General features: G+C 73.0%; 26 protein-coding genes. 8 read left to right on the top strand and 18 right to left on the bottom strand.

The genetic code is table 11. The features are described 5' to 3' along the window. Positions 1–60: 60 nt before the first annotated feature. Positions 61–1,383, bottom strand: coding sequence for an MFS transporter (locus tag ACJ6WD_RS04510; RefSeq protein WP_233657038.1), 1,323 nt, complete (start codon positions 1,381–1,383; stop codon positions 61–63). Between the two features lie 63 nt (positions 1,384–1,446). On the opposite strand from ACJ6WD_RS04510, the gene ACJ6WD_RS04505 reads away from it, so the two are divergent. Next, a complete protein-coding gene (locus ACJ6WD_RS04505; protein WP_407615161.1) occupies positions 1,447–2,463 on the top strand; it encodes a LysR family transcriptional regulator in 1,017 nt (338 codons plus the stop codon). A gap of 76 nt (positions 2,464–2,539) precedes the next feature. Here the strand turns inward: ACJ6WD_RS04505 and ACJ6WD_RS04500 are convergent, their stop codons facing one another. Further along, positions 2,540–3,307, bottom strand: a complete 768-nt coding sequence (locus ACJ6WD_RS04500) for an alpha/beta hydrolase (RefSeq protein ID WP_233657037.1) — start codon at positions 3,305–3,307, stop codon at positions 2,540–2,542. Positions 3,308–3,410: 103 nt separating this feature from the next. Between ACJ6WD_RS04500 and ACJ6WD_RS04495 the strand changes: the two genes are divergently transcribed. Continuing rightward, complete coding sequence (locus ACJ6WD_RS04495) at positions 3,411–4,571, top strand: adenosine deaminase (protein WP_233657036.1); 1,161 nt, start codon at positions 3,411–3,413, stop codon at positions 4,569–4,571. Positions 4,572–4,712: 141 nt separating this feature from the next. Continuing rightward, positions 4,713–4,991, top strand: coding sequence for a hypothetical protein (locus tag ACJ6WD_RS04490; protein ID WP_016571670.1), 279 nt, complete (start codon positions 4,713–4,715; stop codon positions 4,989–4,991). Between the two features lie 100 nt (positions 4,992–5,091). Here ACJ6WD_RS04490 and ACJ6WD_RS04485 read toward each other — a convergent pair whose 3' ends face one another. The 5 genes from ACJ6WD_RS04485 to afsQ1 form a co-directional block, all read right to left on the bottom strand. Then, positions 5,092–5,301 (bottom strand): PspC domain-containing protein, encoded by a 210-nt coding sequence (locus ACJ6WD_RS04485; RefSeq protein ID WP_233657035.1) that lies wholly within the window; start codon positions 5,299–5,301, stop codon positions 5,092–5,094. Positions 5,302–5,347: 46 nt separating this feature from the next. After that, a complete protein-coding gene (locus ACJ6WD_RS04480) occupies positions 5,348–5,899 on the bottom strand; it encodes a VanZ family protein (RefSeq protein WP_020929664.1) in 552 nt (183 codons plus the stop codon). Between the two features lie 67 nt (positions 5,900–5,966). Further along, complete coding sequence (locus ACJ6WD_RS04475) at positions 5,967–6,596, bottom strand: hypothetical protein (RefSeq protein WP_233657034.1); 630 nt, start codon at positions 6,594–6,596, stop codon at positions 5,967–5,969. Next, positions 6,593–8,332: an ATP-binding protein gene (locus tag ACJ6WD_RS04470; RefSeq protein ID WP_374206774.1), complete on the bottom strand. Its 1,740-nt coding sequence runs from the start codon at positions 8,330–8,332 to the stop codon at positions 6,593–6,595. The genes ACJ6WD_RS04475 and ACJ6WD_RS04470 overlap by 4 nt, the downstream gene beginning before the upstream one ends. Then, the gene (gene afsQ1 / locus ACJ6WD_RS04465; RefSeq protein WP_016571665.1) at positions 8,329–9,006 is read right to left on the bottom strand and encodes a two-component system response regulator AfsQ1; all 678 of its coding nucleotides are present in this window, start codon (positions 9,004–9,006) and stop codon (positions 8,329–8,331) included. The genes ACJ6WD_RS04470 and afsQ1 overlap by 4 nt, the downstream gene beginning before the upstream one ends. 256 nt (positions 9,007–9,262) lie before the next feature. Here afsQ1 and ACJ6WD_RS04460 point away from each other — a divergent pair, with 256 nt between their 5' ends. Further along, positions 9,263–10,084, top strand: a complete 822-nt coding sequence (locus ACJ6WD_RS04460; protein ID WP_233657033.1) for a SigE family RNA polymerase sigma factor — start codon at positions 9,263–9,265, stop codon at positions 10,082–10,084. A 168-nt stretch (positions 10,085–10,252) separates the two neighbouring features. Here the strand turns inward: ACJ6WD_RS04460 and ACJ6WD_RS04455 are convergent, their stop codons facing one another. Continuing rightward, entirely contained in the window at positions 10,253–10,933 is a 681-nt protein-coding gene (locus ACJ6WD_RS04455; protein ID WP_407615160.1) for a uridine kinase, read from the bottom strand. A gap of 182 nt (positions 10,934–11,115) precedes the next feature. Here ACJ6WD_RS04455 and ACJ6WD_RS04450 point away from each other — a divergent pair, with 182 nt between their 5' ends. Further along, positions 11,116–11,529, top strand: coding sequence for a hypothetical protein (locus ACJ6WD_RS04450; protein ID WP_016575464.1), 414 nt, complete (start codon positions 11,116–11,118; stop codon positions 11,527–11,529). A 110-nt stretch (positions 11,530–11,639) separates the two neighbouring features. On the opposite strand, the gene ACJ6WD_RS04445 is transcribed toward ACJ6WD_RS04450, so the two are convergent. The 3 genes from ACJ6WD_RS04445 to deoC are packed head-to-tail and all read right to left on the bottom strand — an operon-like array spanning position 11,640 to position 14,921. Then, positions 11,640–12,500, bottom strand: a complete 861-nt coding sequence (locus ACJ6WD_RS04445; RefSeq protein WP_331249248.1) for an aldehyde dehydrogenase family protein — start codon at positions 12,498–12,500, stop codon at positions 11,640–11,642. Next, a complete protein-coding gene (locus ACJ6WD_RS04440) occupies positions 12,493–13,923 on the bottom strand; it encodes an aldehyde dehydrogenase family protein (protein ID WP_331249249.1) in 1,431 nt (476 codons plus the stop codon). Before ACJ6WD_RS04440 ends, ACJ6WD_RS04445 begins: the two co-directional genes overlap by 8 nt. A gap of 2 nt (positions 13,924–13,925) precedes the next feature. Next, positions 13,926–14,921 (bottom strand): deoxyribose-phosphate aldolase, encoded by a 996-nt coding sequence (gene deoC / locus ACJ6WD_RS04435; RefSeq protein WP_407615211.1) that lies wholly within the window; start codon positions 14,919–14,921, stop codon positions 13,926–13,928. A gap of 144 nt (positions 14,922–15,065) precedes the next feature. On the opposite strand from deoC, the gene ACJ6WD_RS04430 reads away from it, so the two are divergent. Continuing rightward, entirely contained in the window at positions 15,066–15,689 is a 624-nt protein-coding gene (locus ACJ6WD_RS04430; RefSeq protein WP_407615159.1) for a PH domain-containing protein, read from the top strand. 58 nt (positions 15,690–15,747) lie between these two features. Here the strand turns inward: ACJ6WD_RS04430 and ACJ6WD_RS04425 are convergent, their stop codons facing one another. The 4 genes from ACJ6WD_RS04425 to ACJ6WD_RS04410 all read right to left on the bottom strand — a co-directional run bounded on the left by ACJ6WD_RS04425 (position 15,748) and on the right by ACJ6WD_RS04410 (position 18,442). Continuing rightward, positions 15,748–16,257 carry a hypothetical protein gene (locus tag ACJ6WD_RS04425; protein WP_233657029.1) on the bottom strand — a complete coding sequence of 170 codons (510 nt, stop codon included), beginning with the start codon at positions 16,255–16,257 and terminating at the stop codon, positions 15,748–15,750. Beyond that, the gene (locus ACJ6WD_RS04420) at positions 16,254–16,448 is read right to left on the bottom strand and encodes a hypothetical protein (protein WP_233657028.1); all 195 of its coding nucleotides are present in this window, start codon (positions 16,446–16,448) and stop codon (positions 16,254–16,256) included. The genes ACJ6WD_RS04425 and ACJ6WD_RS04420 overlap by 4 nt, the downstream gene beginning before the upstream one ends. 208 nt (positions 16,449–16,656) lie before the next feature. Beyond that, positions 16,657–16,983: a recombinase family protein gene (locus ACJ6WD_RS04415; protein ID WP_233657027.1), complete on the bottom strand. Its 327-nt coding sequence runs from the start codon at positions 16,981–16,983 to the stop codon at positions 16,657–16,659. Between the two features lie 256 nt (positions 16,984–17,239). After that, positions 17,240–18,442, bottom strand: coding sequence for a helix-turn-helix domain-containing protein (locus tag ACJ6WD_RS04410; RefSeq protein ID WP_037633091.1), 1,203 nt, complete (start codon positions 18,440–18,442; stop codon positions 17,240–17,242). 331 nt (positions 18,443–18,773) lie between these two features. Between ACJ6WD_RS04410 and ACJ6WD_RS04405 the strand changes: the two genes are divergently transcribed. Continuing rightward, positions 18,774–19,139, top strand: a complete 366-nt coding sequence (locus tag ACJ6WD_RS04405; RefSeq protein WP_038521418.1) for a hypothetical protein — start codon at positions 18,774–18,776, stop codon at positions 19,137–19,139. A gap of 223 nt (positions 19,140–19,362) precedes the next feature. Here ACJ6WD_RS04405 and ACJ6WD_RS04400 read toward each other — a convergent pair whose 3' ends face one another. From ACJ6WD_RS04400 to ACJ6WD_RS04390, 3 genes are all read right to left on the bottom strand, one after another. Next, positions 19,363–21,045 carry a phospho-sugar mutase gene (locus ACJ6WD_RS04400; protein ID WP_331249254.1) on the bottom strand — a complete coding sequence of 561 codons (1,683 nt, stop codon included), beginning with the start codon at positions 21,043–21,045 and terminating at the stop codon, positions 19,363–19,365. Positions 21,046–21,206: 161 nt separating this feature from the next. After that, positions 21,207–22,022, bottom strand: coding sequence for a purine-nucleoside phosphorylase (locus tag ACJ6WD_RS04395; protein WP_233657022.1), 816 nt, complete (start codon positions 22,020–22,022; stop codon positions 21,207–21,209). Between the two features lie 126 nt (positions 22,023–22,148). Next, complete coding sequence (locus ACJ6WD_RS04390; protein ID WP_233657021.1) at positions 22,149–22,586, bottom strand: gamma-glutamylcyclotransferase; 438 nt, start codon at positions 22,584–22,586, stop codon at positions 22,149–22,151. Here ACJ6WD_RS04390 and ACJ6WD_RS04385 point away from each other — a divergent pair. Next, positions 22,526–24,172, top strand: a complete 1,647-nt coding sequence (locus tag ACJ6WD_RS04385; protein WP_374206773.1) for an NAD(P)H-quinone dehydrogenase — start codon at positions 22,526–22,528, stop codon at positions 24,170–24,172. The genes ACJ6WD_RS04390 and ACJ6WD_RS04385 overlap by 61 nt on opposite strands. Positions 24,173–24,180 lie beyond the last annotated feature (8 nt).

Below are 24,180 nucleotides of genomic sequence, written 5' to 3'. Positions count from 1 at the left end.
GGACGAAGGGCCCGCCCCACCAGGACAGGTGGTGGGGCGGGCCCTTCGCGTCGTGGGGTGTTACGCGGCCTTGCCCAGGGTCGGCAGCCGACGTTCGGCCACCGCCTTCCGGGTGGCGTAGAGGGTGATGCCGGCGGCGCCGACCATCGCGGCCAGGCCGAGCAGGACGGTGCCCGACCAGCCGGCGGCGTGGAAGGCGGCGGCGCCGAGCGCACCGCCCAGGCTGCTGCCGATGTAGTACGCGCACTGGTACAGGGCGGACGCCTGGGCCCGGGCGGTCTTGGCGGTGCGGCTGACCGACGACGAGGCCACCGCGTGGCCCGCGAAGAAGCCCGCGGTGATCAGGACGAGTCCCGCCACCACCGCGCCCACCGAGGCGACGAGCGTCAGCAGCAGTCCCGCCGTGGTGGTGCCCACGGCCAGGTAGAGCGCACCGCGCCGGCCGACCCGGCCGACCAGCTTCCCGGCCGCGGCCGACGAGACCGTACCGACCAGGTAGATCACGAAGATCGAACCGACGATGCCCTGGGGGAGGTTGAACGGCTCGGCGACCAGGCGGTAGCCGATCACCGTGTAGACCGCGCCGAAGACCGTCATGAACAGCCCGCCGATGGCGTAGAGGCGACGCAGCAGCGGGTCGGCGAGGTGACCACCGAGGGTTCGGGCCAGCGCCCGCGGGCCCACCGAACGCGCCACGAAGTGCCGGGCCCGCGGCACCAGCAGCCGGAACGCCACCGCACACACCACGGCCAGCACGCCCACCGCGCCGAGCGCCGCCCGCCAGCCCCACGCCTGGGCGACCCAGCCGGTGACGATCCGCCCGGACATCCCGCCGATGCTGTTGCCGGCCACGAACAGGCCGATCGCCGCCACCAGCGCCTTCGCGCGCACCTCCTCCGCCAGGAACGCCATCGCCGACGCGGGCAGCCCGGCCAGCGCGACGCCCTGCACGGCGCGCAGCGCGATCAGGGTGCCGAGGGAGGGTGCGAACGGCACCAGCAGCGCGATCACCGCGGCGACGGTGAGGGAGGCCGTCATCAGGGTGCGGCGCCCGAACCGCTCGGAGAGCGCGCTGAGCGGGATCACCCCGAGGGCCAGCCCGAAGGTGGCCGCGGAGACGGTCCAACTCGCCTGGTCCGGCGCGACGTCGAGGTCCGCGGAGATGGCCGGCAGCAGGGCCTGGGTGGAGTACAGGAGGGCGAAGGTGGCCACTCCGGCGGCGAAGAGGGCGAAGCTCATCCGGCGGTAGCCGGGGCCGCCCGGCCGCAGCTTCTCCGACTCGGGGTCGGTCACCGCGGCGGAAGGGGAAGAGGAGTCCGTGGACGACTGGGGAGAGGCGGCCGCACGGTCGGTGACGGACGCCCCGGTATCAGCGGGAGGCATGCTCCGAAGGTAGAAGGACGCCACCTCATGCGTCCAATGCATCAAAACGCGATAATCGATGCCGTGGAACATGATCGCAGCTCACCGCCGCCCCTGTTGCAAGGCCGCAACAGAAAAGACATCCCGGAACGCCTCCGCTCGGTCCCGCCGACCGCCCCCGAGGCCGCCGAGCTGGGCCCCGACTCCTGGGCGCTGGCCCTCGCCCCGCGGCTCGCCCAGTTCGCCGCCGTCGCCCGGCACGAGCACGTCACCCGCGCCGCCCACGAGCTCGGCATGCCCCAGCCGACCCTCAGCCGCGCCCTATTGCGGCTGGAGCAGGACCTCGGCGTCGCCCTCTTCGCCCGGCACGGCCGCACCCTCTCCCTCACGCCGGCCGGCCGCGCCTTCCGCACCGCCGCCGAACGCGCCCTGACCGACCTGGAACGGGCCACCGACGCCGTCCGCGCCGACGCCGACCCGGCCGCCGGCAAGGTCGCCTTCGGCTTCCTGCACACCCTCGGCTCCGAGACCGTCCCCGGCCTCCTCCGCACCTTCCGCGCCGACCACCCCGGCATCCGCTTCCAACTCGTCCAGAACTACGGCGAAGCGATGATCGAACGCCTCCGCGCCGGCGACCTCGACCTCTGCCTGACCTCCCCGGTCCCCGACTACCCGGACCTGGTGGCGCGCCGCCTCGACGAGCAGAAGCTCCGCCTGGTCGTCCCGGACGACCACCGGCTGGCCGGCCGCAAGCGCATCCGCCTCGCCGAGGCGGCCGGCGAGCTCTTCGTCACCCTCGAACCGGGCTACGGCCTGCGCCGGATCACCGACGCCCTGTGCGCCGAGGCCGGCTTCACCCCGCGCATCGCCTTCGAGGGCGAGGAGGCCGAGACGCTCCGCGGCCTGGTCGCCGCCGGCCTGGGCGTCGCCCTCCTCCCGCCCCCCGCCGTCCCCCGCCCCGGCGTCACCGAACTCACCGTCACCGCCCCCCGCGCGGTCCGCGAGATCGGCGTCGCCTGGCTCGACGGCCGCGTCGACACGCCCCCGGTGACCGCCTTCAAGAAGTTCCTCCTGAGCCGCCGCGGCGCCCTCTTGTCGTGAGGCGGCGCCCCGACACCCCCACCCCGCACCGGAGTCGACCGTCCGGTCGGTGCCGGTCACTGGTGCCCAGTGGCGTTCAGTGCCGCAGGGACGTCCCGAAACCCGATGCCAGGGGCATGCGGAGGCCCAGGGGTGGGGGAGCGGCCAGGGCGTCCTTGACGGGGCGGGCGTAGGAGCGGGTGAAGAGGGCGCCGAGGAGGAAGTCGGTGGCGAGGGCGTGCACCTCGAAGCGGTGTTGGTGCAGGGAGTGGCCGTCGGAGTGCACCTCGAAGCGGCAGGTGTCGCGGTTGATCTTCTTGGCGCGCTGGGCGTAGCGGTAGGAGAGGTCGGGGTCGACGCGTTCGTCGTTGGTGCCGTGCACCAGCAGGACCTGACGTCCGATCAACTGCTTGACCGGGTCGGGGTCGGTGCCGTACTGGCGCGGGTCGGCCAGCCACGGGGCGAGGCCGAGGACGGCGTGCACGGCCGGGTGGCCGGCGGCGTGCAGGGCCGCGCGGGCGCCCATGCCGGTGCCGACGAGGGCCACCGGGACGTCGCCGTAGCGCCGGACCACCTCGTGCAGCGCCCAGGTGGCGTCCCGCGCCGGGTGGGCGGCGGAGCCGTTCCAGCCGCGGCAGCGGTAGTGCACCACGTGGGTGGTGAGTCCCTCGGCCCGGCCGGCCCGGGCCAGTCGGGCGGCCAACGGGCGTACGGACAGGGCCGGGACCGGCGACGGCCGGCGCAGTCCGGTCGGTCCGCACCCGGGCAACAGGAGGGCGACGGCGTTGACCGTCCGGTCCGTGCCACCCGCTCCCAGTGGTTTTCCCAGCCGGGCCTCGCGCACCGGCAGTGCTTGCTGAGCCATGACGAGAACGATGGCAGAACGAGGAGCCCTGTCCACCCCGCGGACCGGTCACTGTTACGTATCGTTCGGCGATATCTACGCGCGTAGGGTCTACAGTGCCGAAATGACGAGCGAGCTCAGCAACCTCCCGACCGCCGAACAGATCCGTCGCGCACCCAAGGTGCTGCTCCACGACCACCTCGACGGCGGCCTGCGCCCCGCCACCGTCGTCGAGCTGGCCGGCGAGATCGGCTACACCGGACTCCCCGAGACCGATCCCGACCGGCTCGGGACCTGGTTCCGGGAGGCCGCCGACTCCGGCTCGTTGGAGCGCTACCTGGAGACCTTCACCCACACCTGCGCCGTCCTGCAGACCCGCGAGGGGCTGTTCCGGGTCGCCGCGGAGTGCGCCGAGGACCTGGCGGCGGACGGCGTCGTCTACGCCGAGGTCCGCTACGCGCCCGAACAGCACCTGGAGGGCGGGCTCGACCTCGAAGAGGTCGTCCAGATCGTCAACGAGGGCTTCCGGGAGGGCGAGCGGCGGGCCCGCGAGCGCGGCCACCGGATCCGGGTCGGCGCCCTGCTGACCGCGATGCGGCACGCGGCCCGGGCGCTGGAGATCGCCGAACTCGCCAACCGCCACCGCGACCTGGGCGTGGTCGGCTTCGACATCGCGGGCGCCGAGGCCGGCTTCCCGCCCACCCGCCACCTCGACGCCTTCGAGTACCTCAAGCGGGAGAACAACCACTTCACCATCCACGCCGGCGAGGCGTTCGGCCTGCCGTCGATCTGGCAGGCGCTCCAGTGGTGCGGCGCCGACCGGCTCGGCCACGGCGTCCGCATCATCGACGACATCGAGGTCGCCGACGACGGCACGGTCACCCTCGGCCGGCTCGCCTCCTACGTCCGGGACAAGCGCATCCCACTGGAGCTGTGCCCGACCTCCAACCTCCAGACCGGCGCCGCCAGTTCCTACGCGGAGCACCCCATCGGGCTGCTGCGCCGGCTGCAGTTCCGCTGCACGGTCAACACCGACAACCGGCTCATGAGCGACACGAGCATGACCCGGGAATTCGAGCACCTGGTGAAGACGTTCCGCTACACACTCGACGACCTCCAGTGGTTCACGGTCAATGGTATGAAGTCTGCTTTCCTTCCTTTCGATGAACGTCTGGCCATGATCAACGACGTCATCAAGCCCGGATACGCGGAATTGCGCTCGGAATGGCTCTTCCGTCAGTCGGCCGCGACCACCGCGCCCAGCAGCGGTTCTGACGCAGAGTGAGCGCCCGAAAAGGCGCCTAGCGCAACGGCCGGTGGATTGTCCACCGGCCGTTTTTCCGTTCGCCCCAGGTGTTTGCGGGGGCGCCGGCCGCCTTACTAGGTTTCCTAGCCGGTCAAGCCCCCATCACGAGGACGTAAAGCAATGAAGCAGGGAACGGTCAAGACTCTCGGTGCCGTCGCGCTCGGCGCCGCCATCGCCGCCACCGCCGCAGGCGCGGCCAACGCCGCCCCGGCCGGCAACTCGATCGACACCAACCGCGTGCTGCACAGCCTGCCGGTGAAGGACGCCACCAGCACGCTCTCCGGAGCGACCAAGGGCGGCGGCAGCGACGTCAAGGCTCCCGTCACCTCCAAGGGCAACCAGCTGCTCGGCGGCATCCCCGCCGGCACGGTCACCAAGAACCTCCCCCTCGGCGGCTGAACCGGCTCCGCCGTCCCCTAGGGGACGGCCCCGGGACGCCCCGGTCCGCACGCGGTATCCCGTGCGGACCGGGGCACCGTCGTGTCCGGGGCGCGGGCGGTCACCAGGCCGCGGCGTCGCGCGCCGAGTCCTCCGAGGGGAGGAGGACCCACAGGGCCAGGTACGCGACGAACTGCGGACCGGGCAGCAGGCAGGAGAGCAGGAAGAGCACCCGCATCGTCGCCCGGGACGTCCCGAAGCGGCGGGCGAGGCCGGCGCAGACACCGGCGATCATGCGGTTGTTGGCGGGTCGGACCAGTGCGGCGGCCATGACGGGCTACTCCTTGTCGACGATCCGGGGCGGTTGCCCCGATGTCTCAAAAGTAGGTCCGGCCGCCGGAGAAGACGTCAGCCTGCGGGGCCAGATTGACCCTGGGGATTCTCGGGGTCGCACCCTGGCTCCGCTCGTCCCGCCGGCGGAGTCGGGACCGGGCCCCGGGGACGACCACCAGGTGCGCCAGTGCGACCCCGAGTGCGTTCAGGAGCACCGTGTCGACGTCCGGCACCTGACCCGGCACCGACGTCTGAAGCAGCTCGATCGTCAACGAGATCATGACGCCGGCGAAGACCGTGCGCGTCATCGAGCCCCAAGGCGAAACGTTCAGTCGGCCGCCGACCAACGGCAGCAGCACCCCGAGGGGCGCCAGCAGCAGCACCGGCGCGCCGAGGTGCCACACCGCGGCCCAGCCGCCCCGCGCCAGCTCGGCGTGGATCGACGCCAGCGGCTGGAGGTTCGCCGCCGGCACCCACGGCACCGTACGGGGGCGCAACATCAGCCAGCCGACGATCAGCAGATGCGCCACGAGGAGGAGAAACCCGGTGGCGCGCAAACGGGGGGCGACGGTGTTGCCGGGGCCATGACGCTGCACACAGGCCAGGACGCCGGTACCGGGGGGCGCGGTTCCGCCCCGTTGTGCCCGTCTTGGACGGTACCGCTCAGCTCTCCTCGGACTGCGGGTCGCCCCAGCCCGCGTGCTGCGCGGCGTCCGGGTTGGCCTGCACGTCCGGCGAGCAGTCGTAGCGGTGCGCCGCCGCCGGCCCCGGGCCGCCCAGCAGCGCGCCGCCGGTACGCCCCAGCGCGGCGCTGCGGCCGTAGGTGCACACCAACTGGGCCAACGCGAACGACGGCAGGTCGTCCGGCTCGGCCGACAGCCGCAGCGCCTCGGGGGCGTCACCGGCGTGCGGCCCGTCCACCCGCAGCGTGCCGGGCATCGCGGTGCTGAACCCGGCCCGGGTCTCGTCCGGCGTCGGCGGCTTCTGGAGCTCCGCCAGGAGCACCCGGGCCACCGGCAGCCGCACCGCCGCCCCCGGAGCGGCCTGCGGCCGGGCCACCTGCCGCTCCACGGACACCAGCGCCGACCCGCACACCAAATACACCGCGACCCGTTCCGCCCCCGCCGCCGTGACCGCACCCGGTCCCGGCGCGTGGCAGCTCACCCGGGACGGGGCGCCGCCCGCGTCGACCGGGACCGACGTGCCGCGGATCCCGCAGCCCGCGGCGGCCAGCGCCAGCACCGCCGCCGGCACGGCGCACCGCACCGCCGCCCGCCGCCCGCGCCGGATCACCGGCCGCCCTCCGCGCCCCCGCCGGCCGGCCGCTCGCCGCCGTCCGCCGACGCGTCGTCGGTCAGCCGGGAGGCGTCCATCGGCAGCCGCAGGGTGAACACCGCGCCGCCCTCGGGATGGTTGGCGGCGCTGATCCGGCCGCCGTGGATGTGCGCGTTCTCCTGGGCGATCGACAGGCCCAGACCGCTGCCCTCGGACCGCGGCCGGGATGCGCTCGCCTTGTAGAAGCGGTCGAAGACGTGCGGCAGCACCTCCTCCGGGATGCCCGGCCCGTGGTCCCGCACCCGGATCACCAACTGGCCGCCGGGGATCTCCCCGCCCTGCTCGAACGGGGCGGCGTCGGTGGCGGGCCGGGGCTCCGCCGCCGCGCCGTCCGCCGGCTCCGCACCGCCCGCCGCCGACTCGGCCGCCGCGGGCTCCGCCGGCTCGGTGCGGACCGACACCCGCACCGGCGAACCGCCGTGCTTGAGGGCGTTGCCGATCAGGTTCGCCAGGATCACGTCCAGCCGCCGCGGGTCCAGACGGGCCACCGTGCCGCGGTCCGCGTCCAGCTCCACCGCGTCCAGCCAGGCCCGGGCGTCGATGCAGGCGGTGACCTGGTCGGCGACGTCGACGGCGTCCAGCACCAGCCGCGCGGTCCCCGCGTCGAAGCGGGTGACCTCCATCAAGTTCTCCACGAGGTCGTTCAGCCGCCGGGTCTCGCTGACCACCAGCTGCACGGCCGGCGCGATCATCGGGTCGAAGGAGTCGGCCTCCTCCTCCAGCACCTCGGTGACCGCGGTGATCGCGGTCAGCGGCGTCCGCAGCTCGTGCGACATGTCGGCGACGAACCGCCGCGAGGCCGCCTCCCGGCCGCTCAGCTCCTCGACCCGCTGCTGGAGCCGCTCCGCGGTGCGGTTGAAGGTCCGCGACAGGTCGGCCAGTTCGTCGGTGCCGGTCACCCGCAGCCGGGTGTCCAACCGCCCCTCGCCCAGCTGCCGGGCCGCGTGGCCGAGCCGCTGCACCGGCCGCAGCACGGTCGTCGCCGCGGCCTGCGCCAACAGCGCCGAGCCGACCAGCGCCAGCGCGGTGGCGATCCCCAGCGACCAGCCCAGCGACGTCAGGTCCTGCCGCTCGGTGGCCAGCGACTTCATCATGTAGCCGGTCGGTCCGCCGCCGATCACCTTCGCCCCGGCGACCAGGTACGGGACGTCCCCGACCTGCTTGCGCTGCCAGTACAGGTGGTGCGCGGCCTGGTTGTTCTCGTCGACCGGGCGCACCTGGTCGACGGCGCTGCGCAGCGCCTGCGGGACGTTCGCCGGCGTCAGCAGGTCCTTGTCGGTGGTGGCCGCGCACTCCTTGCCCTCGCGGTCCACCCCGATCAGCAGCACCGCGTAGTTCTGCGGGCCGGCCGCCATCTGGCGCGCGGTGTCCTGGAGTTCGGAGCAGCGCGGGCGCAGCGGCAGCGAGCGGGTGTTGTCCTCCAGCGACTTGCGGAAGTCCTGTAGGGCGGCGTTCTGCGTCCGGTCCAGGACCGTGTTGCGGTTGAGCCAGTACGCGATGCCGGACGCCGAGACCGCCGCGGTCAGCGCGACCAGGGCGAACACCACGACCAGCCGCAGCCGCAGGCTCGTCAGCCGCAGCAGGCCCGCGGCCCGGCGCAGCAGCCGCACCAGCCGGCCGCCCGGCGCGTCGCCGTCCCCGGCCTCCCGCGTCCCCTCCCCGGCCCCGCCGTCGTGCGGGGTGGCCGTCGTCACTGCGGCGCGTCCAGCCGGTAGCCGACGCCGCGGACGGTGCGGATCAGCGTCGGCGAGGACGGGACGTCCTCCACCTTCGCGCGCAGCCGCTGCACACAGGCGTCCACCAGCCGCGAGTCGCCCAGGTAGTCGTGCTCCCACACCAGCCGCAGCAGCTGCTGCCGGGACAGCGCCTGCCCGGGGCGACGGCTCAGCTCCAGCAGCAGGCGCAGCTCGGTCGGGGTCAGTTGCAGGTCCTGGCCGTTCTTGGTGACGGTCATCGCGGACCGGTCGATCACCAGCGAGCCGAACGTCGCCGAATCGCTGGACTCCCGCTCCCCGCGCCGCAGCACCGCGCGGATCCGGGCGTCCAGCACCCGGCCCTGCACGGGCTTGACGACGTAGTCGTCGGCGCCGGACTCCAGGCCCACGACCACGTCGATGTCGTCGCTGCGCGCGGTGAGCAGGATGATCGGCAGTTGGTCCGTGCGCCGGATCCGCCGGCACACCTCGAAGCCGTCGATGCCCGGCAGCATCACGTCCAGCACGATCAGGTCCGGCCGCTGCTCGCGCAGCAACTTCAGGCCGTCCTCGCCCGTCGCCGCGGTCATCACGCGGTGACCCTGGCGGGACAGCGAGAGTTCGAGGGCCGTGCGGATGGCGTCGTCGTCCTCGATCAGCAACAGGAAAGGCACGCTCGCCATTCTGGCGCATGGGGCGCCGGTAGATCGACCGCCGGCGGTCCGGCGCCGTCCACCGGGCCCGACCGCCGGTCGTGACGGAGCCACGCCGCACCGCCCCCGGCCCTGTGACACGCCTGTGACAGACGGCGGACAACGCGATGAAACTGGGTTGGCAGTCTTTTGGCAGCCGGGAGAGATCAACTCCGCAGCGGAGGATCTCGACCGGGACACACCGAACGAACTGGCTCGATCGACGGGGGGCAGCGCGATGAAGAACACCCTGCACGGCACGACTTCCAGTGCGGTCGTCACGCGCCTCCACGACATCGGGCGTGAGAAGTCCGGTGCGGAGGGGGGCACCTCCCTGCCCGAGCGAAGCCGAGGGCTTGGCGGAGGACGGGGGTGCGCTCGCGGCACCGGGCGTCACCGGCCGCCGTACATGGTGGCCATCGACGCGACGATGGTGTCCCAGGGGCCCAACGGGGGGACCGCGGGCCGCGGGGACACCGACGGGGGAGCGCAGTACGGGGAGACGGGGGACCGGCGCACCGCGGCGGACGCGGCGGAGGCCGAAGCGGCCTTCACCGCCTACGTCCAGGAGCGCCGCGCCTCCCTGTACGCCACCGCCTACCACCTGACCGGCGACCGCTACGAGGCCGAGGATCTGCTGCAGAGCGCACTGTTCTCGACCTACCGGGCCTGGGACCGGATCAGCGACAAGGCGGCGCTCGGCGGCTACCTGCGCCGCACCATGACGAACCTGCACATCAGCGCCTGGCGCCGCCGCAGGCTCAACGAGTACCCGACCGAGGAACTGCCCGAGACCGCCGCCGACGCGGACGCCATGCGCGGCACCGAGCTGCGCGCCGTCCTGTGGCAGGCGCTGGCCCGGCTGCCCGAGGCGCAGCGCACCATGCTGGTGCTGCGCTACTACGAGGGCCGCACGGACCCGGAGATCGCGGACATCCTCAACATCAGTGTCGGCACGGTGAAGTCCAGCATCTGGCGCTCGCTGCGCCGGCTGCGCGAGGACGAGGTCCTCAGCTTCGGCCGTGACGAGCAGGAGTCCTTCGGCGCACTGGTCGCCTGAGGACGGGGGGTAGGGCCCGAGGGGGATCCGGGGGGAGAGCCCGAGGGGGGACACGGGGGAACAACGGGGAACACGGGGGAGACGAGCGGGTTCGGGCGGCCGGGGGGTGCGTCCGAACCCGCTCCTTCGTGCGTGCCGGGAGCGTCCCGCCGCGCGGCGGGAGGCGCGTCAGCGCCGGGTCGCGGCCCGCGCCGGATCGTCCCCCGCGCCCGCGACCCCGTGCACACCGGACGGCGCGCCCTCGCGCGCCGCCGCTATCCGGGTCAGCGCCTCCGGCTTGGCGCACGGGTGGGCGCCGAGCGCGGTGTGCCGGGCCACGATCGTCCGCTCGTTGCGCAGCAGCCGCAGCCCCCGCCGCACCAGGTACACCGCGGGCTTGCGGCCCTCGCGCAGGTCCCGGGCCAGCCGCCGCCGGAAGGTGGTGGCGGGCCGCCCGCGCAGGCACAGCGCGTCGGCCAGCAGCCCCGCCGCCCGGCACCGGTCGATGACGTCGGCGGCGAAGATGCCCTCCGCGATGAACAGCGGCGCCCCGTCCAGGGCCAGGCCCGTGGCGCCGGTCCGGGAGCTGGTCGCGATGTCGTACACCGGGACCGCGGTGCGGCCGGTGCGGCACAGCTCCTCGATGGCCGCGACCGCGGTGTCCGCGTCCCAGGAGAGCGGCGAGTCCCAGTCCGCGCCGCCGCCGTCCGGCAACTGCGGGAGCGAGGGGTCCGTGCACTCCTTGTAGAAGTCGTCGAGGTTGAGGACGGGCAGACCGGACAGGGCGGCCAGGGACGTCTTCCCGGAGCCGGAGGGGCCGGTCAGCAACAGGACGCGGGCGCGCGGCCGGGCGGGCGAATGGGAGTTCACGGGCACTCATTGTCGGGCATTGCGCCGTGGGGGGTACCCCTGGCGCGCGAGGTGGAACGCCCGGCCGCCCCTCAACTACGCTTCGCAGTCAATCGGTTACGCGGAGGGTTCGTGAGGCGTCCGCGAGACCGGTGGCACCACCGCGATTCCGCTCCGCTCCGATCCACAGGCAGGTGGCTCACATGCCCTCCCACGCACGTCCCAAGACCAGCCGCGTCCCCCGCGGCCTGTTGCGCGCCGGTCTGGTGGTCTCCGCGGCCGGCGTCGCGCTCACGGGCGGCGCGGCGGTGGCGGGCGCCGCCGCCCCCGCGGCCGGCGACACGGCCCCGCAACGGACCTCGGACGAAGGGCTGGTGGGGCAGGCGCTGACGCGCTCGGTGACGGGCTCCACCGGCCGTGGCCTCGGCCCCGTCAAGGACCTCAAGCTGGACCCGATGGCCAACACCGGCGTCGATCCGCTGGCGAACGGCCTCGGTACCCAGGTCGCGGACTTCAAGCCGGTGAGCACCACGCAGGTGACGGACCCGGTGACGAAGGGCGGTTCGCTGCGGGACCTGCCGGTGACCGGCACGGCGATGCGGCTGCTGCCCGGCTGACCGGCCGGCCCCGCCCCGCAACGCGACGGCGCGGGACCCCGCCCACCAGGGGCCGGGTCCCGCGCCGTTCGTCCGTGCCGGCCCCGGGACGGATCCGGCACGGCTGCGGATCAGACGCCCATCGGGTGCCACACCGTCTTGGTCTCCAGGAAGGACAGCAGCCGGTCGGTGCCCGGGTCGGCGGTCCAGTCCGTGGCCCGCGGGCGCAGCACCCGCTTGAGGTTGTCCGCCGCCGCGGTCTCCAGCTCCGTCGCCAGTTCGGCGTCGGCACCGGCCAGGTCCAGGGCGTTGACGTCCTGGTGGGCGGCGAGCGGAGCGGACAGTTCCGCGGTCCGGCCCGAGAGGAGGTTGACCACCCCGCCCGGCAGGTCGGAGGTGGCCAGCACCTCGGCCAGGGACAGCGCCGGCAGCGGGGCCCGCTCCGCGGCCACGACCACGGCGGTGTTGCCCGTGACGATCACCGGGGCGAGCACCGAGACCAGACCCAGGAACGACGACTCCTGCGGCGCCACCACGGCCACCACGCCGGTCGGCTCCGGGGCGGAGAGGTTGAAGTACGGGCCCGCCACCGGGTTCGACGACCCGGCGATCTGGGCGACCTTGTCGGACCAGCCCGCGTACCAGACCCAGCGGTCGACCGCCGCGTCCACCTGCGCCGCGGCCTTGGCCTTCGACAGCCCCTCGGCGTCCGCCACCTCGGCGACGAACTGGTCCCGGCGGCCCTCCAGCATCTCCGCGACGCGGTACAGGATCTGGCCCCGGTTGTACGCCGTCGCGCCCGACCAGCCGCCGAACGCCTTGCGGGCGGCGACCACCGCGTCCCGCGCGTCCTTGCGGGAGGCCAGCGGGGCGTTGGCCAGCCAGCTGCCCTTTGCGTCGGTCACCTCGTACACCCGCCCGCTCTCGGACCGGGGGAACTTGCCCCCGACGTACAGCTTGTAGGTCTTGAAGACAGCCAGCCGCTCAGACATTGAGGTACGCCTCCAGACCGTGCCGGCCGCCCTCGCGGCCGAAGCCCGACTCCTTGTAGCCGCCGAACGGCGAGGTCGGGTCGAACTTGTTGAACGTGTTGGACCAGATGACGCCGGCCCGCAGCTTGCTCGCCATCCACAGCATGCGCGAGCCCTTCTCGGTCCAGATGCCCGCCGACAGGCCGTAGGGCGTGTTGTTGGCCTTGGCCACCGCCTCCTCCGGGGTGCGGAAGGTCAGCACGGACAGCACCGGGCCGAAGACCTCCTCGCGGGCGATCCGGTGGGCCTGGGTGACGCCGGTGAACAGCGTCGGCGCGAACCAGTAGCCGGCGCCGGGCAGTTCGCACGCCGGGGCCCAGCGCTCGGCGCCCTCGGCCTCGCCCGCGTCGGCCAGCTCGGTGATCCGGGCCAGCTGCTCGGCGGAGTTGATCGCGCCGATGTCGGTGTTCTTGTCCAGCGGGTCGCCGACCCGGAGGGTGGCCATCCGCCGCTTGAGCGCGTCCAGCAACTCGTCCTGGATCGACTCCTGGACCAGCAGCCGGGAGCCGGCGCAGCACACGTGCCCCTGGTTGAAGAAGATCCCGTTGACGATCCCCTCGACGGCCTGGTCGATCGGGGCGTCGTCGAAGACGATGTTGGCCGCCTTGCCGCCCAGTTCGAGGGTGAGCTTCTTGTCCGTGCCGGCGACCGTACGGGCGATCGCCTTGCCCACCTCGGTGGAGCCGGTGAACGCGACCTTGTCGATGCCCGGGTGGGCCACCAGCGCCGCGCCGGTCGAGCCGTCACCGGTGACGATGTTGACGACGCCCTTGGGCAGCCCGGCCTGGCGGCAGATGTCCGCGAAGAACAGCGCGGACAGCGGGGTGGTCTCGGCCGGCTTGAGGACGACGGTGTTGCCGCAGGCCAGCGCCGGCGCGACCTTCCACGCCAGCATCAGCAGCGGGAAGTTCCACGGGATGACCTGGCCGGCCACGCCCAGCGGGCGCGGGTTCGGGCCGAGGCCCGCGTGGTCGAGCTTGTCCGCCCAGCCCGCGTAGTAGAAGAAGTGCGCGGCCACCAGCGGCAGGTCGGCGTCCCGCGCCTCGCGGATCGGCTTGCCGTTGTCCAGGGTCTCCAGGACGGCCAGCTCGCGCGAGCGCTCCTGGATGATCCGGGCGATCCGGAAGAGGTACTTGGCGCGCTCGGCGCCCGGCAGCGCCGACCACTTCTCGAACGCCGCACGGGCCGCCTTGACCGCGCGGTCGACGTCGTCGGCGGTGCCCTGGGTGTACTCGGCCAGCACCTCCTCGGTGGCGGGCGAGACGGTCTTGCGCAGGCCGCCGCCCGCGCCCTCGGTGAACTCGCCGTCGATGAACAGCCCGTAGGAGGACGCGAGGTCCACCACGGCGCGCGACTCGGGCGCCGGTGCGTAGTCAAAGGTCATGGTCAGTCCACCGTGACGTAGTCGGGGCCGGAGTAGCGGCCGGTGCTGAGCTTCTGACGCTGCATCAGCAGGTCGTTGAGGAGGCTGGACGCGCCGAAGCGGAACCAGTCGGCGGTCAGCCACGCTTCGCCCAGCGTCTCGTTGACCATCACCAGGTACTTGACCGCGTCCTTGGTCGTCCGGATGCCGCCGGCCGGCTTCACGCCGACCTGCACGCCGGTCGCCGCGGCGAAGTCACGCACCGCCTCCAGCATCAGCAGCGTGACCGGGGGAGTGGCGTTCACCGCCACCTTGCCCGTCGAGGTCTTGATGAAGTCCGCGCCGGCCAGCATCGCCAGCCAGGAGACCCGCCGCACGTTGTCGTACGTCTGGAGCTCGCCGGTCTCGAAGATGACCTTCAGGTGGGCGGCCGAGCCGTCGGGACGCGCGCACGCCTCCTTCACGGCCTTGATCTCCTCGAAGACCTCCAGGTAGCGGCCGGAGAGGAAGGCGCCCCGGTCGATCACCATGTCGATCTCGTCGGCGCCGGCGGCCACCGCGTCCCGGGTGTCGGCCAGCTTCACCGGCAGTGCGGCCCGGCCCGCCGGGAAGGCGGTGGCGACGGAGGCGACATGGATGCCGGAGTCGCCCAGCGCCTCCTTGGCGGTCGCCACCATGTCCGGGTAGACGCAGATCGCGGCGACCTTGGGGGCGGTGCGGTCGGTGGGATCGGGGTGGACGCCCTTGGCGCACAGCGCCCGGACCTTGCCGGGGGTGTCCGCGCCTTCGAGCGTCGTCAGGTCGATCATCGAGATGGCCAGGTCGATGGCGTACGCCTTCGCCGTGGTCTTGATCGAGCGGGTGCCGAGCGTGGCGGCGCGGGCCTGGAGCCCTACCGCGTCGACGCCGGGGAGTCCGTGCAGGAAGCGGCGCAGCGCTCCGTTCGAGGCGGTCACGTCCGCCATCGACGCCAGGCGCCCCGCGGCCTCATTGCCGTATGCGGGAACAGTGGTGGGCATGGTCACGAGGGGAGCATATCTACGCGCGTAGCGACATGCCACCCCCCGGCCGGAACCGCCCGGGAACGGCCGGATGCGCACGGCGTCCGCATTGATGCCGTAACGCAATGTCCGGCATCCGGACGGTCAGGCAGAATCGGCGGCATGACGAGCCCGGAACGGTCCACCTCGCCTCCGCAGCAGTACGCGGAACGCAGCTACCGCTCGCCGGCGGCCCTGGTCGGCGGCGCACTGCTCATCGCGCTCGGCCTCTGGCTCGGCGCCGACGCGCTGCTGCGCGGCACCCCCGCCACCAAGCTCACCGCGCTCTTCGCGCTGCTCCTCGGGGTGCCGCTGGTCGCCGCCTTCTCGCTGCGACCGCTGGTCCGGGCGAACGAGGACCGGCTGCTGGTGCGCAACCCGTTCCGCACCATCACGCTGCCCTGGGCGGCCGTCGAGGACCTGCGGGCGACGTTCTCCGCCGAGGTCTTCACCGGCGCCGGCGCCAAGTACCAGCTCTGGGCCATTCCGGTCTCCCTCCGCCAACGCAAGAAGGTCGCCCGCCAGGCCGCGCGCGGCACCGGCCGCCCCCGCTTCGGCCTCAACGCCGACGCCGGCCCGGTCCCCAAGGCGATGGCCGACCAGACCCTCGCCGAACTCCACGAGATCAAGGACCGCGCGACCCACCGCGAGACCGCCCAGGGCGACCCCGAGGTCCGCTGGTCGTACGCGATCCTCGCCCCGAGTGTCGTGGGGGCGGTGGGGCTGGCGGTGATGGTGGCGCTGTAGCCGGCGTGGGGGCGGCCCCGCCCTCCCTGGCCAACGGGGAAGGCGGGGCCGTTCTCCCTCACCGTGCGGGCGGGATCCGCGCAGCACCCTTCAGGGGAGCGCCCGGGGCACTCCCCGCAGGGCGGACCGGGGTCGCGAGCCGAGCCGATGGGGCCTTACGGGACCCGTGCGGCCCGTGCTCGGGGCCCGTCCGGTCGGGGGAGTCGTGTGCGGGCTCCGGCGCGTCGTCGCCGTCCCCGCCGTCTGCGTCGTCCGCAGCCTCCTCGTCGAGATCTCCCTCCCACTGGACCAAGCGGGCGCCCCGACTCTCCGACACCCGGTGGACCTTGGTCAGTTGAGTGTTCAGTTCGACGGCCAGGAGGTGGATCTCCCCGGGGGTCCAGGACCGGGCGGCGAGGATGCCGGCCGCGTCCTCGATGAGGTCGGCGGCCGAGGCCATCTGCTCCGCCTCGACCCGGTCGGCGAGGCGCGAGACGTATCCGGTGCCGGTCCCGCCGAGGAGGTAGCACGGCTTCCCGTCCCAACTGGTCCACGGCAACAGCCTGGCGGTGCCCATGGGGTGCGTCACGCGGCCACCTCCACTCCGTGGATCCAGCGGGGCCCCATGTCGATGCCGTGGACGGCCAGCCAGAGGGTCCGGCGCCGTTCCCGTTGCGCGCGACGCTCCCGCCGTTCCTCGGGCGTGAGCACGTACGGGCGGACCAAGGCGACGTCCTCGCCCCGCAACACGGGGGCGGCCACGTGCTCCCGTCGGGCCATCGGGGCGTGCACCCGCCGCGCGACGGGCGGCGAACCGGCCGACCGACGGCGGCCTCGCGCGGGGAACACCCGTCGCAGCAGCGGGAGTAAGCATCCCGCGATAGCGTTGGTCATGTCGTCAACTCCTTGTTAGTTGATGGCCACGCCCCCGGGCCGTCGCCACGGTCGCGGGGGTACTCCTCTTGTCGTGCACGTTCCTGAGTGGCCGTCAGGCGGGCTCGGTGTGCGGCCTGCCCGACGCGGCGGCCATGACGTGCAGGAATCCGCCGGCCTTCTCGATCTCGCGGGTCACCTGGTCGTACTCCCGCGCCACGGGCGAGATCATCGAACGGCGTGCCGTGACCACCGCACCGGCCCCACCGGACCTGACATGCTCGATCGCTTGCCTGAGCCCGGTGCGGTCCGGAGGCGGCGGTGCACCCGCACCGTCCTCGATCACGGCGGTGATCTCCCAGCAGAACGCCTCGGCGTACTCCGTGCAGTCCCTGCGGAGTTCGGCGGTGTCGGCGTGCGGGTCACCACACAGGTAGATCACGCAGCGGAACCGTCCTCTGCGCGTGGCTTTGCCGGACGCACCCGCGTCACCCGGCGGGACGCCCGCTGCCGCGTCCGCGAGAGTCCGTCGCCGCCGTAAGTCGCTCTCGGTTCGCCGGGCCTTGGTCGGCTCCTGCCGCTGCCCGCGTTCGGTACTGGCCATGCGTCAATCGTGTACGAGTCGTCACGCATGGTGAAGTGACGGAATGTAGGGCCGGGCGAGTACGTCCAACCCCTACTCACATGCTTCGTAGGAGTTACGAGATCAGTGGCACGCCGATCAGCTCGCTGATGTTCCGCACCCGTGCCGTGGAGACCTTGGCGAGACGCTTTCCGATGACACCGGGCAGCGCCTGGTGCTTGACCCACTGCGGGGCGTCGAGTCCGACTTCGATCAGGGTGTCTGCGGCTCGGTCGTACAACCTCGACTCGCACTGGGCCAGGGCGACATCGAGCTTGTAGCGGTTGCGGGGGATTTTCAGCATGGAACGGGGAAGCTCCGTGCGCTCGGCCAGCTTCAGCGCCCTTCCGTGGTTCCCGAGTGCCACGGCGATTCCCACGGCCTCGGTGCTCGCCGTGGTGGGGCCGAAGTACGTGCCGTACAGCACTTCGTCGCTACCGAAGCGGGCGGCCGCCGCCTGCGCCTGCGACAGGTACTCATCCGCGGACGCGGCGTCTCCTCGACGCGAGGCTGCGACGGCCGCAGCGATCATCAGTCGTCCGTACGCGAGCAACCGAGGACGGGGGGCTTTGCTGAACGACGGCTCGATCTGCGCGGCAGCGCGTTCCGCGACGGCTACCGCCCGGGGGACCTTCGCGCTTCGCAGGTGAATCCACGACAGCGTCGACTCGACGAGCGCAGCCTGCACGGGATCACCGGACTGTTCCGCCAGGTGACGCGCGGAGGTGATCGCACCGAACGCGAGGTCGCGCTGACCGAGCAGGACCGCCGTCGAGGCCGAGGTCTGGTAAGTGCTCGCAAGGACCGAGGCCAGCCGTTCGCGTTCATGTCCCACCGCTTGCCGATACCGAGCGCTTCCTTCGAGCAGCACCTTGGCGATGAGTTCGCCCAACTCCGCGTATTCCCCCCGCCAGTAGGTGGCCCACATGCGATCGAGGACAGTCTCTAGTTCGGCGAGCGTGCTCGGCTCACCCAGACCTTCCCAGTCCCCGAGCGCACTCTCGTGCACCGCGTCGGAAATCCGCCGCATGGCGACCCTGGTGTCCCGGCTCATCCCTTGGCGCGGCGCCTGCTGCCCCAGGATCACCGCAACGTCGGTCTTGAGCGTATTGGCGAGCTTCAGCAGCGAGCCGACGGAGAGGTCTCCGCGGTCCTGTTCGGCCTTCTGCACGAGGGCGAGCGAGACGCCCGCCGCCTCGGCGAGCGCCTGCTGCGTCAGGTCGGAGCCCCGTAGATGTTTGATGCGCTTGCCAGTCGTAAGGTCGGCCCAGTTGCTCACGATCACCTCGGTGGGTTGCTCAGGCTCAAGCGGCTCCTTCGATGGTAGGCGCCGTTGCCGCGGTGCCCAGGGTGTACGGAACAACCGGGGAACCGCATTCAGCCGTACGTGGTGCAGCCCTTCTCCCACGAGTCACAGTTGGTCGAGGAACGGGCCGCGAGGCGGGGAGAGTTCGGAGTGCTCGGCCGGGTTGCGGCTGCGTCGGGGAATGCTTTCGAGTGGACCGCACGAGGCAGAGTTTCTCCCCGGCCGGCCACGCCCGCATCATCGCCCTGGAAGCAGAAATCGGCGCACTGAGCACGCACTGAAGGAAATCGAGAGAGGGGTACCTATGGCGGACCACGAGGGTGCACGGCTGTTCCGCGAGGCGTGGATCGCGGGTGTGCACGCGCATTTTCCGGGTGAGCCGAAGCCCGGCTATGTGGCTCCCTGGGAGGACACGCCGGCTTGGGAACGCGAGGCGGCGGGAGCGGTGTACGAACAAGTGCGTCAGTTGTTCGACGTCAGCGGGGGCAGGGCGGCACGGCTCAGCAGTGAGCAGAAGGGCCGCTTCGTGGCGACCTGCTGGACTGCCCAGATGTTCCGGCACTTTGCGGACCCGAAGCCCGGATACGTCGCGGACTGGGCGGACTTGCCCGAGTGGCAGAGGAAGACGGACGTCGCCGTCTTCGCCGCCATCGAGGAATCGCTGAGCTGACGGGACTTAGTTCAACACGGTCGCTACGCCCGCCACGCCCGCCAAGGGCTGGGCTGACGCCGGCCGGCGCGTTCAGTGCGTGGTGCGAAACCACGGCCCGCCGCGCCGGGTGCGGCCGGGGACGGAAAGCGTACGGGCCGGGCTCGCGGGGAGCCCGGCCCGTCGACGCAGCGGCACGCCAGAGAGGCACGCCGCAGAGGCACGAAGCCGCGCCTGGGGAACGTCAGATCCCGGCTGCCGTCGCCACGTCCGACTTGATCGACGCCAGGGCCGCCGCCGCCTTGGCCCGCGCCGCGGGCAGGCCGTCGCGGTCGGCCACCGGCACCACGACCTCCAGGTAGCACTTGAGCTTGGGCTCGGTGCCGCTGGGGCGGACCACGACGCGGGCCGCCTCGATGCCGTCCGCCGGGGCGCCCGCGAGGTAGTAGCGCAGGCCGTCGGTGGGCGGGAGGGCGGCGCTGCCCTCGTTGAGGTCGTCGGCGCGGGTGACCGTCAGGCCCGCCAGGGCCGTCGGGGGCTCGGCGCGCAGCCGGCGCATCGCGTCGGCGATCAGCGACAGGTCCTCGACGCGCACCGAGAGCTGGTCGGTGGCGTGCAGGCCGAAGTCCACGGCCAGGTCGTCGAGGAGGTCGGCCAGGCCGCGGCCGGCCCGCTTCAGCTCGGCGGCCAGTTCGGTGATCAGCAGGGCGGCGGTGACGCCGTCCTTGTCGCGGACGCCCTCGGGGTCGACGCAGTAGCCCAGCGCCTCCTCGTAGGCGTAGCGCAGGCCGTCGACCCGGGCCAGCCACTTGAAGCCGGTCAGCGTCTCCTCGTAGGGGAGCGTGGCGCCGGCCGCGATGCGGGACATCAGCTGCGAGGAGACGATCGTCGTGGTGAACGTCCCGGCGGCGCCCTTGCGGACGAGGTGCGCGGCGAGCAGCGCGCCGACCTCGTCGCCGCGCAGCATCCGCCAGCCCTCGGGGGTGCCGGGGGCGGGGACGGCGACGGCGCAGCGGTCCGCGTCGGGGTCGTTGGCGATCACGATGTCGACGCTGCCGGGGGCCTGGGCCCGGGCGGTGGCGAACGCGAGGTCCATCGCGCCCGGCTCCTCCGGGTTGGGGAAGGCCACCGTCGGGAAGTCCGGGTCCGGCTCGGCCTGTTCGGCGACGACCGTCGGGGCCGGGAAGCCGGCCCGCGCGAAGGCGGCGACGAGGGTGTCCCGGCCGACGCCGTGCATCGGCGTGTAGACGACGCCCACGTCCCGCGCGGAACCAGGGGTCAGCACCGCGTCGGTGCGCTCCAGGTAGGCGGCGAGGACCGCGTCGTCCAGGACGTCCCAGCCGGACTCGGGGCGGGGCACGTCGGCCAGCGACCGCACCGCGGCGATCCGGTCGGCGATCTGGCCGTCCGCGGGCGGCACGATCTGCGAGCCGTCGCCCAGGTAGACCTTGTAGCCGTTGTCCCGCGGCGGGTTGTGGCTGGCGGTCACCTCGATGCCGGCCACCGCGCCCAGGTGCCGGATGGCGAAGGCCAGCACGGGGGTGGGCAGCGGGCGGGGCAGGACCGCGGCGCGCAGGCCGGCACCGACCATGACCGCGGCGGTGTCCCGCGCGAAGTCGGCGCTCTTGTAGCGGGCGTCGTAGCCGACGACCACCAGCCCGTCCCCCTGGCCGCTGTCCTTCAGGTACGCGGCGAGGCCGGCCGCGGCCCGGATGACCACCGCGCGGTTCATCCGCATCGGGCCGGCGCCCAGCTCGCCGCGCAGACCGGCGGTGCCGAACTGGAGGGTGCCGGCGAACCGCGCCGCCAGCTCCTCGTGCTGGTCCGCCTCGATGAGCTTGGCCAGCTCATCCCGGGTCTCCGGGTCGGGGTCCTCGGCCAGCCACGCCTGGGCCCGGCCGATCAGCTCCGCGGGAACGGTAGCCACGTGATGCTCCTGCCTGTGGATGCGATGTGGGGGATGCCTAACGGGACGCGCGGCCGGGCGGCGGGGCGCGGCGGGGTCCGCCGGTCCCGTCCGCCGCGCGCGCCGGCAGCGGGGGCCTGCCGCCCGGGACGGGCCTGGGCCGGCCCGGGCGCCGGTACCGGCTAGATCTTGCTGAGGACCTGGCCGAGCAGCGTGCCCATCGCGATCGCGGAGTCGCGGCCCGCCTGGAGCACCTCCTCGTGGTTCAGCGGCTCGCCCGTCATGCCGGCGGCGAGGTTGGTCACCAGCGACAGGCCCAGCACCTCGGCGCCGGCCTCGCGGGCGGCGATCGCCTCCAGGACGGTGGACATGCCGACCAGGTCGGCGCCCATGGTGCGGAGCATCCGGATCTCGGCCGGGGTCTCGTAGTGCGGGCCGGGGAGCTGGGCGTAGACGCCCTCCTCCAGGGTCGCGTCGACCTCCTTGCACAGCGCGCGCAGCCGCGGCGAGTACAGGTCGGTCAGGTCGACGAAGTTGGCGCCGGCGATGGGGGAGGTGGCGGTGAGGTTGAGGTGGTCGCTGATGAGCACCGGCTGGCCGGGGCGCATGCCGTCGCGCAGGCCGCCGCAGCCGTTGGTGAGCACCACGGTCTTGCAGCCGGCGGCGACGGCGGTGCGCACGCCGTGCGAGACCGAGGCGACGCCGCGGCCCTCGTAGTAGTGGGTGCGGCCCAGGAAGACCAGGGCGCGCTTCTCGCCGATCCGGTACGAGCGGATCTTGCCGCCGTGGCCGGCGACGGCCGGCGCCGGGAAGCCGGGCAGCTCGGTGACGGGGAACTCGTGCTCGGGCGCGCCCAGGGCCTCGGCGGCCGGGGCCCAGCCGGAACCCATGACCAGGGCCACGTCGTGGCTCTCGGCACCGGTGAGTTCGCGCAGGCGGGCGGCCGCGGCGTCCGCGGCCCCCTTCGGGTCGATGTCGGGGGTAACAGATGCGTTCACGCGGACGAGGGTAGCCGGTAATGCCCTACGCGCGTAGATGTCGCTGCCCACGGCCCTGCGGGCGCCGGTTTGTGGCATCTGCCAAAGGGTTCCGGGGGCGCGGCGGGCCGGTCGGGGGCGAACCGGTCAGCAGGGGCGCTTGCGGATCTCCATGACGTAGTCGTGCGGTGCGCCGGCGGACTCGGCGGCGTCGGCGATCTCGCCCAGGTAGCGGGCCGAGGGCAGACCGCCCTCGTAGCCGTTGAGGACGTAGATCCAGGCGGCCTCGTCACCGTCGAGGGTGTGCACCCGGACCCGCATCCGCCGGTAGATCTCCAGGCCGACGCCCTCCCAGCGGTCCATGGACTCCTCGTCCATCGGAGCGATGTCGTAGAGCGCGACGAAGAGCTGGGAGGCCGGGTCCTCGACGACCGTCGCCAGGGCGCCCTCCCACCCCATCTGCTCGCCGCCGAAGGTGAGCCGCCAGCCGTTCAGCCAGCCGGTGCCGCGCAGCGGGGAGTGCGGTGCGCGGCGGGACATCAGCCGCGCGTCGAGGTTGCCGGCGTACGCGGCGTAGAGCGACATGCTTCCGAGGGTACGGGAGGTTCCCCGTTGGGCTCGTGGTACCGGAGATTCGCACAACCGGCTGGCGAGAGCACACGGCCGGCGCCCACCCGGCGGCATCCGCGCCCCCGGGGGAGAGTCGCGGTCGGGCGTGCGGGACAATGGAGTACGTGACTCGGATCGTGATCATCGGTGGTGGACCCGGCGGATACGAAGCGGCCCTCGTGGCGGCTTCGCTCGGCGCGGAGGTGACCGTCGTCGATTGCGACGGTCTGGGGGGTGCGTCGGTGCTGACCGACTGCGTCCCGTCGAAGACCCTCATCGCCACCGCCGAGGTGATGACGACCTTCGACTCCTCCTACGAGGAGCTCGGCATCATCGTCGAGGACGACACCCCGTACAACGAGCGCCCCGCGCGGGTGGTTGGCGTCGACCTCGGCAAGGTCAACCGACGGGTCAAGCGGCTGGCGCTGGCCCAGTCCCACGACATCACCGCCTCGGTCACCCGCGCCGGCGGCCGGGTGCTGCGCGGCCGCGGCCGGCTGGAGCCGGGCCAGGCGCCGGACGGTTCGCGCAAGGTCACCGTGACCGCCGCCGACGGCTCGACCGAGGCCCTGATCGCCGACGCCGTGCTGGTCGCCACCGGCGCCCACCCGCGCGAGATCCCGGACGCCAAGCCGGACGGCGAGCGGATCCTGAACTGGACGCAGGTCTACGACCTCACCGAGCTGCCCGAGGAACTCATCGTGGTCGGCTCCGGCGTCACCGGTGCCGAGTTCGCCGGTGCCTACCAGGCGCTCGGCTCCCGGGTCACCCTGGTCTCCTCGCGCGACCGGGTGCTGCCGGGCGAGGACCCGGACGCCGCCGCCGTACTGGAGGACGTCTTCCGCCGCCGCGGGATGAACGTCATGGCGCGCTCGCGGGCGCAGTCCGCCAAGCGGGTGGGCGACCGGGTCGAGGTGACCCTCGCCGACGGCCGCACCATCTCCGGCACGCACTGCCTGATGGCGGTCGGCTCCATCCCCAACACCGAGGGGATCGGCCTGGAGGGCGCCGGCGTCCGCCTGAAGGACTCCGGCCACATCTGGACCGACAAGGTCTCCCGCACCACCGCCCCCGGCGTCTACGCGGCCGGCGACTGCACGGGCGTGTTCGCGCTGGCCTCGGTCGCCGCCATGCAGGGCCGGATCGCGATGTACCACTTCCTGGGCGACGCGGTCACCCCGCTCAACCTCAAGACGGTCTCCGCGAACGTCTTCACCGACCCCGAGATCGCCACCGTCGGCTACTCCCAGGCCGACGTCGACAACGGCGTGATCGACGCCCGGGCGGTCAAGCTCCCGCTGCTGCGCAACCCGCGCGCCAAGATGCAGGGCATCCGCGACGGCTTCGTGAAGCTGTTCTGCCGCCCCGGCACCGGCATCGTCGTCGGCGGCGTGGTGGTCTCGCCGCGGGCCAGCGAGCTGATCCACCCGATCTCGATCGCGGTCGACAACAACCTGACGGTCGAACAGATCGCCAGCGCCTTCACCGTCTACCCGTCGCTGTCCGGCTCGATCGCCGAGGTCGCCCGCCAACTGCACACCCGCAAGACGGCCGGCGACTGACCGCTGCC

Origin of the sequence: Streptomyces sp. VTCC 41912, assembly GCF_045799175.1 — a bacterium.
GTDB classification, from domain to species: Bacteria; Actinomycetota; Actinomycetes; order Streptomycetales; family Streptomycetaceae; genus Streptomyces; species Streptomyces albulus_C.
Note: the sequence above shows the minus strand (reverse complement) of the source record. Positions and strands in the feature narration are given on the sequence as shown.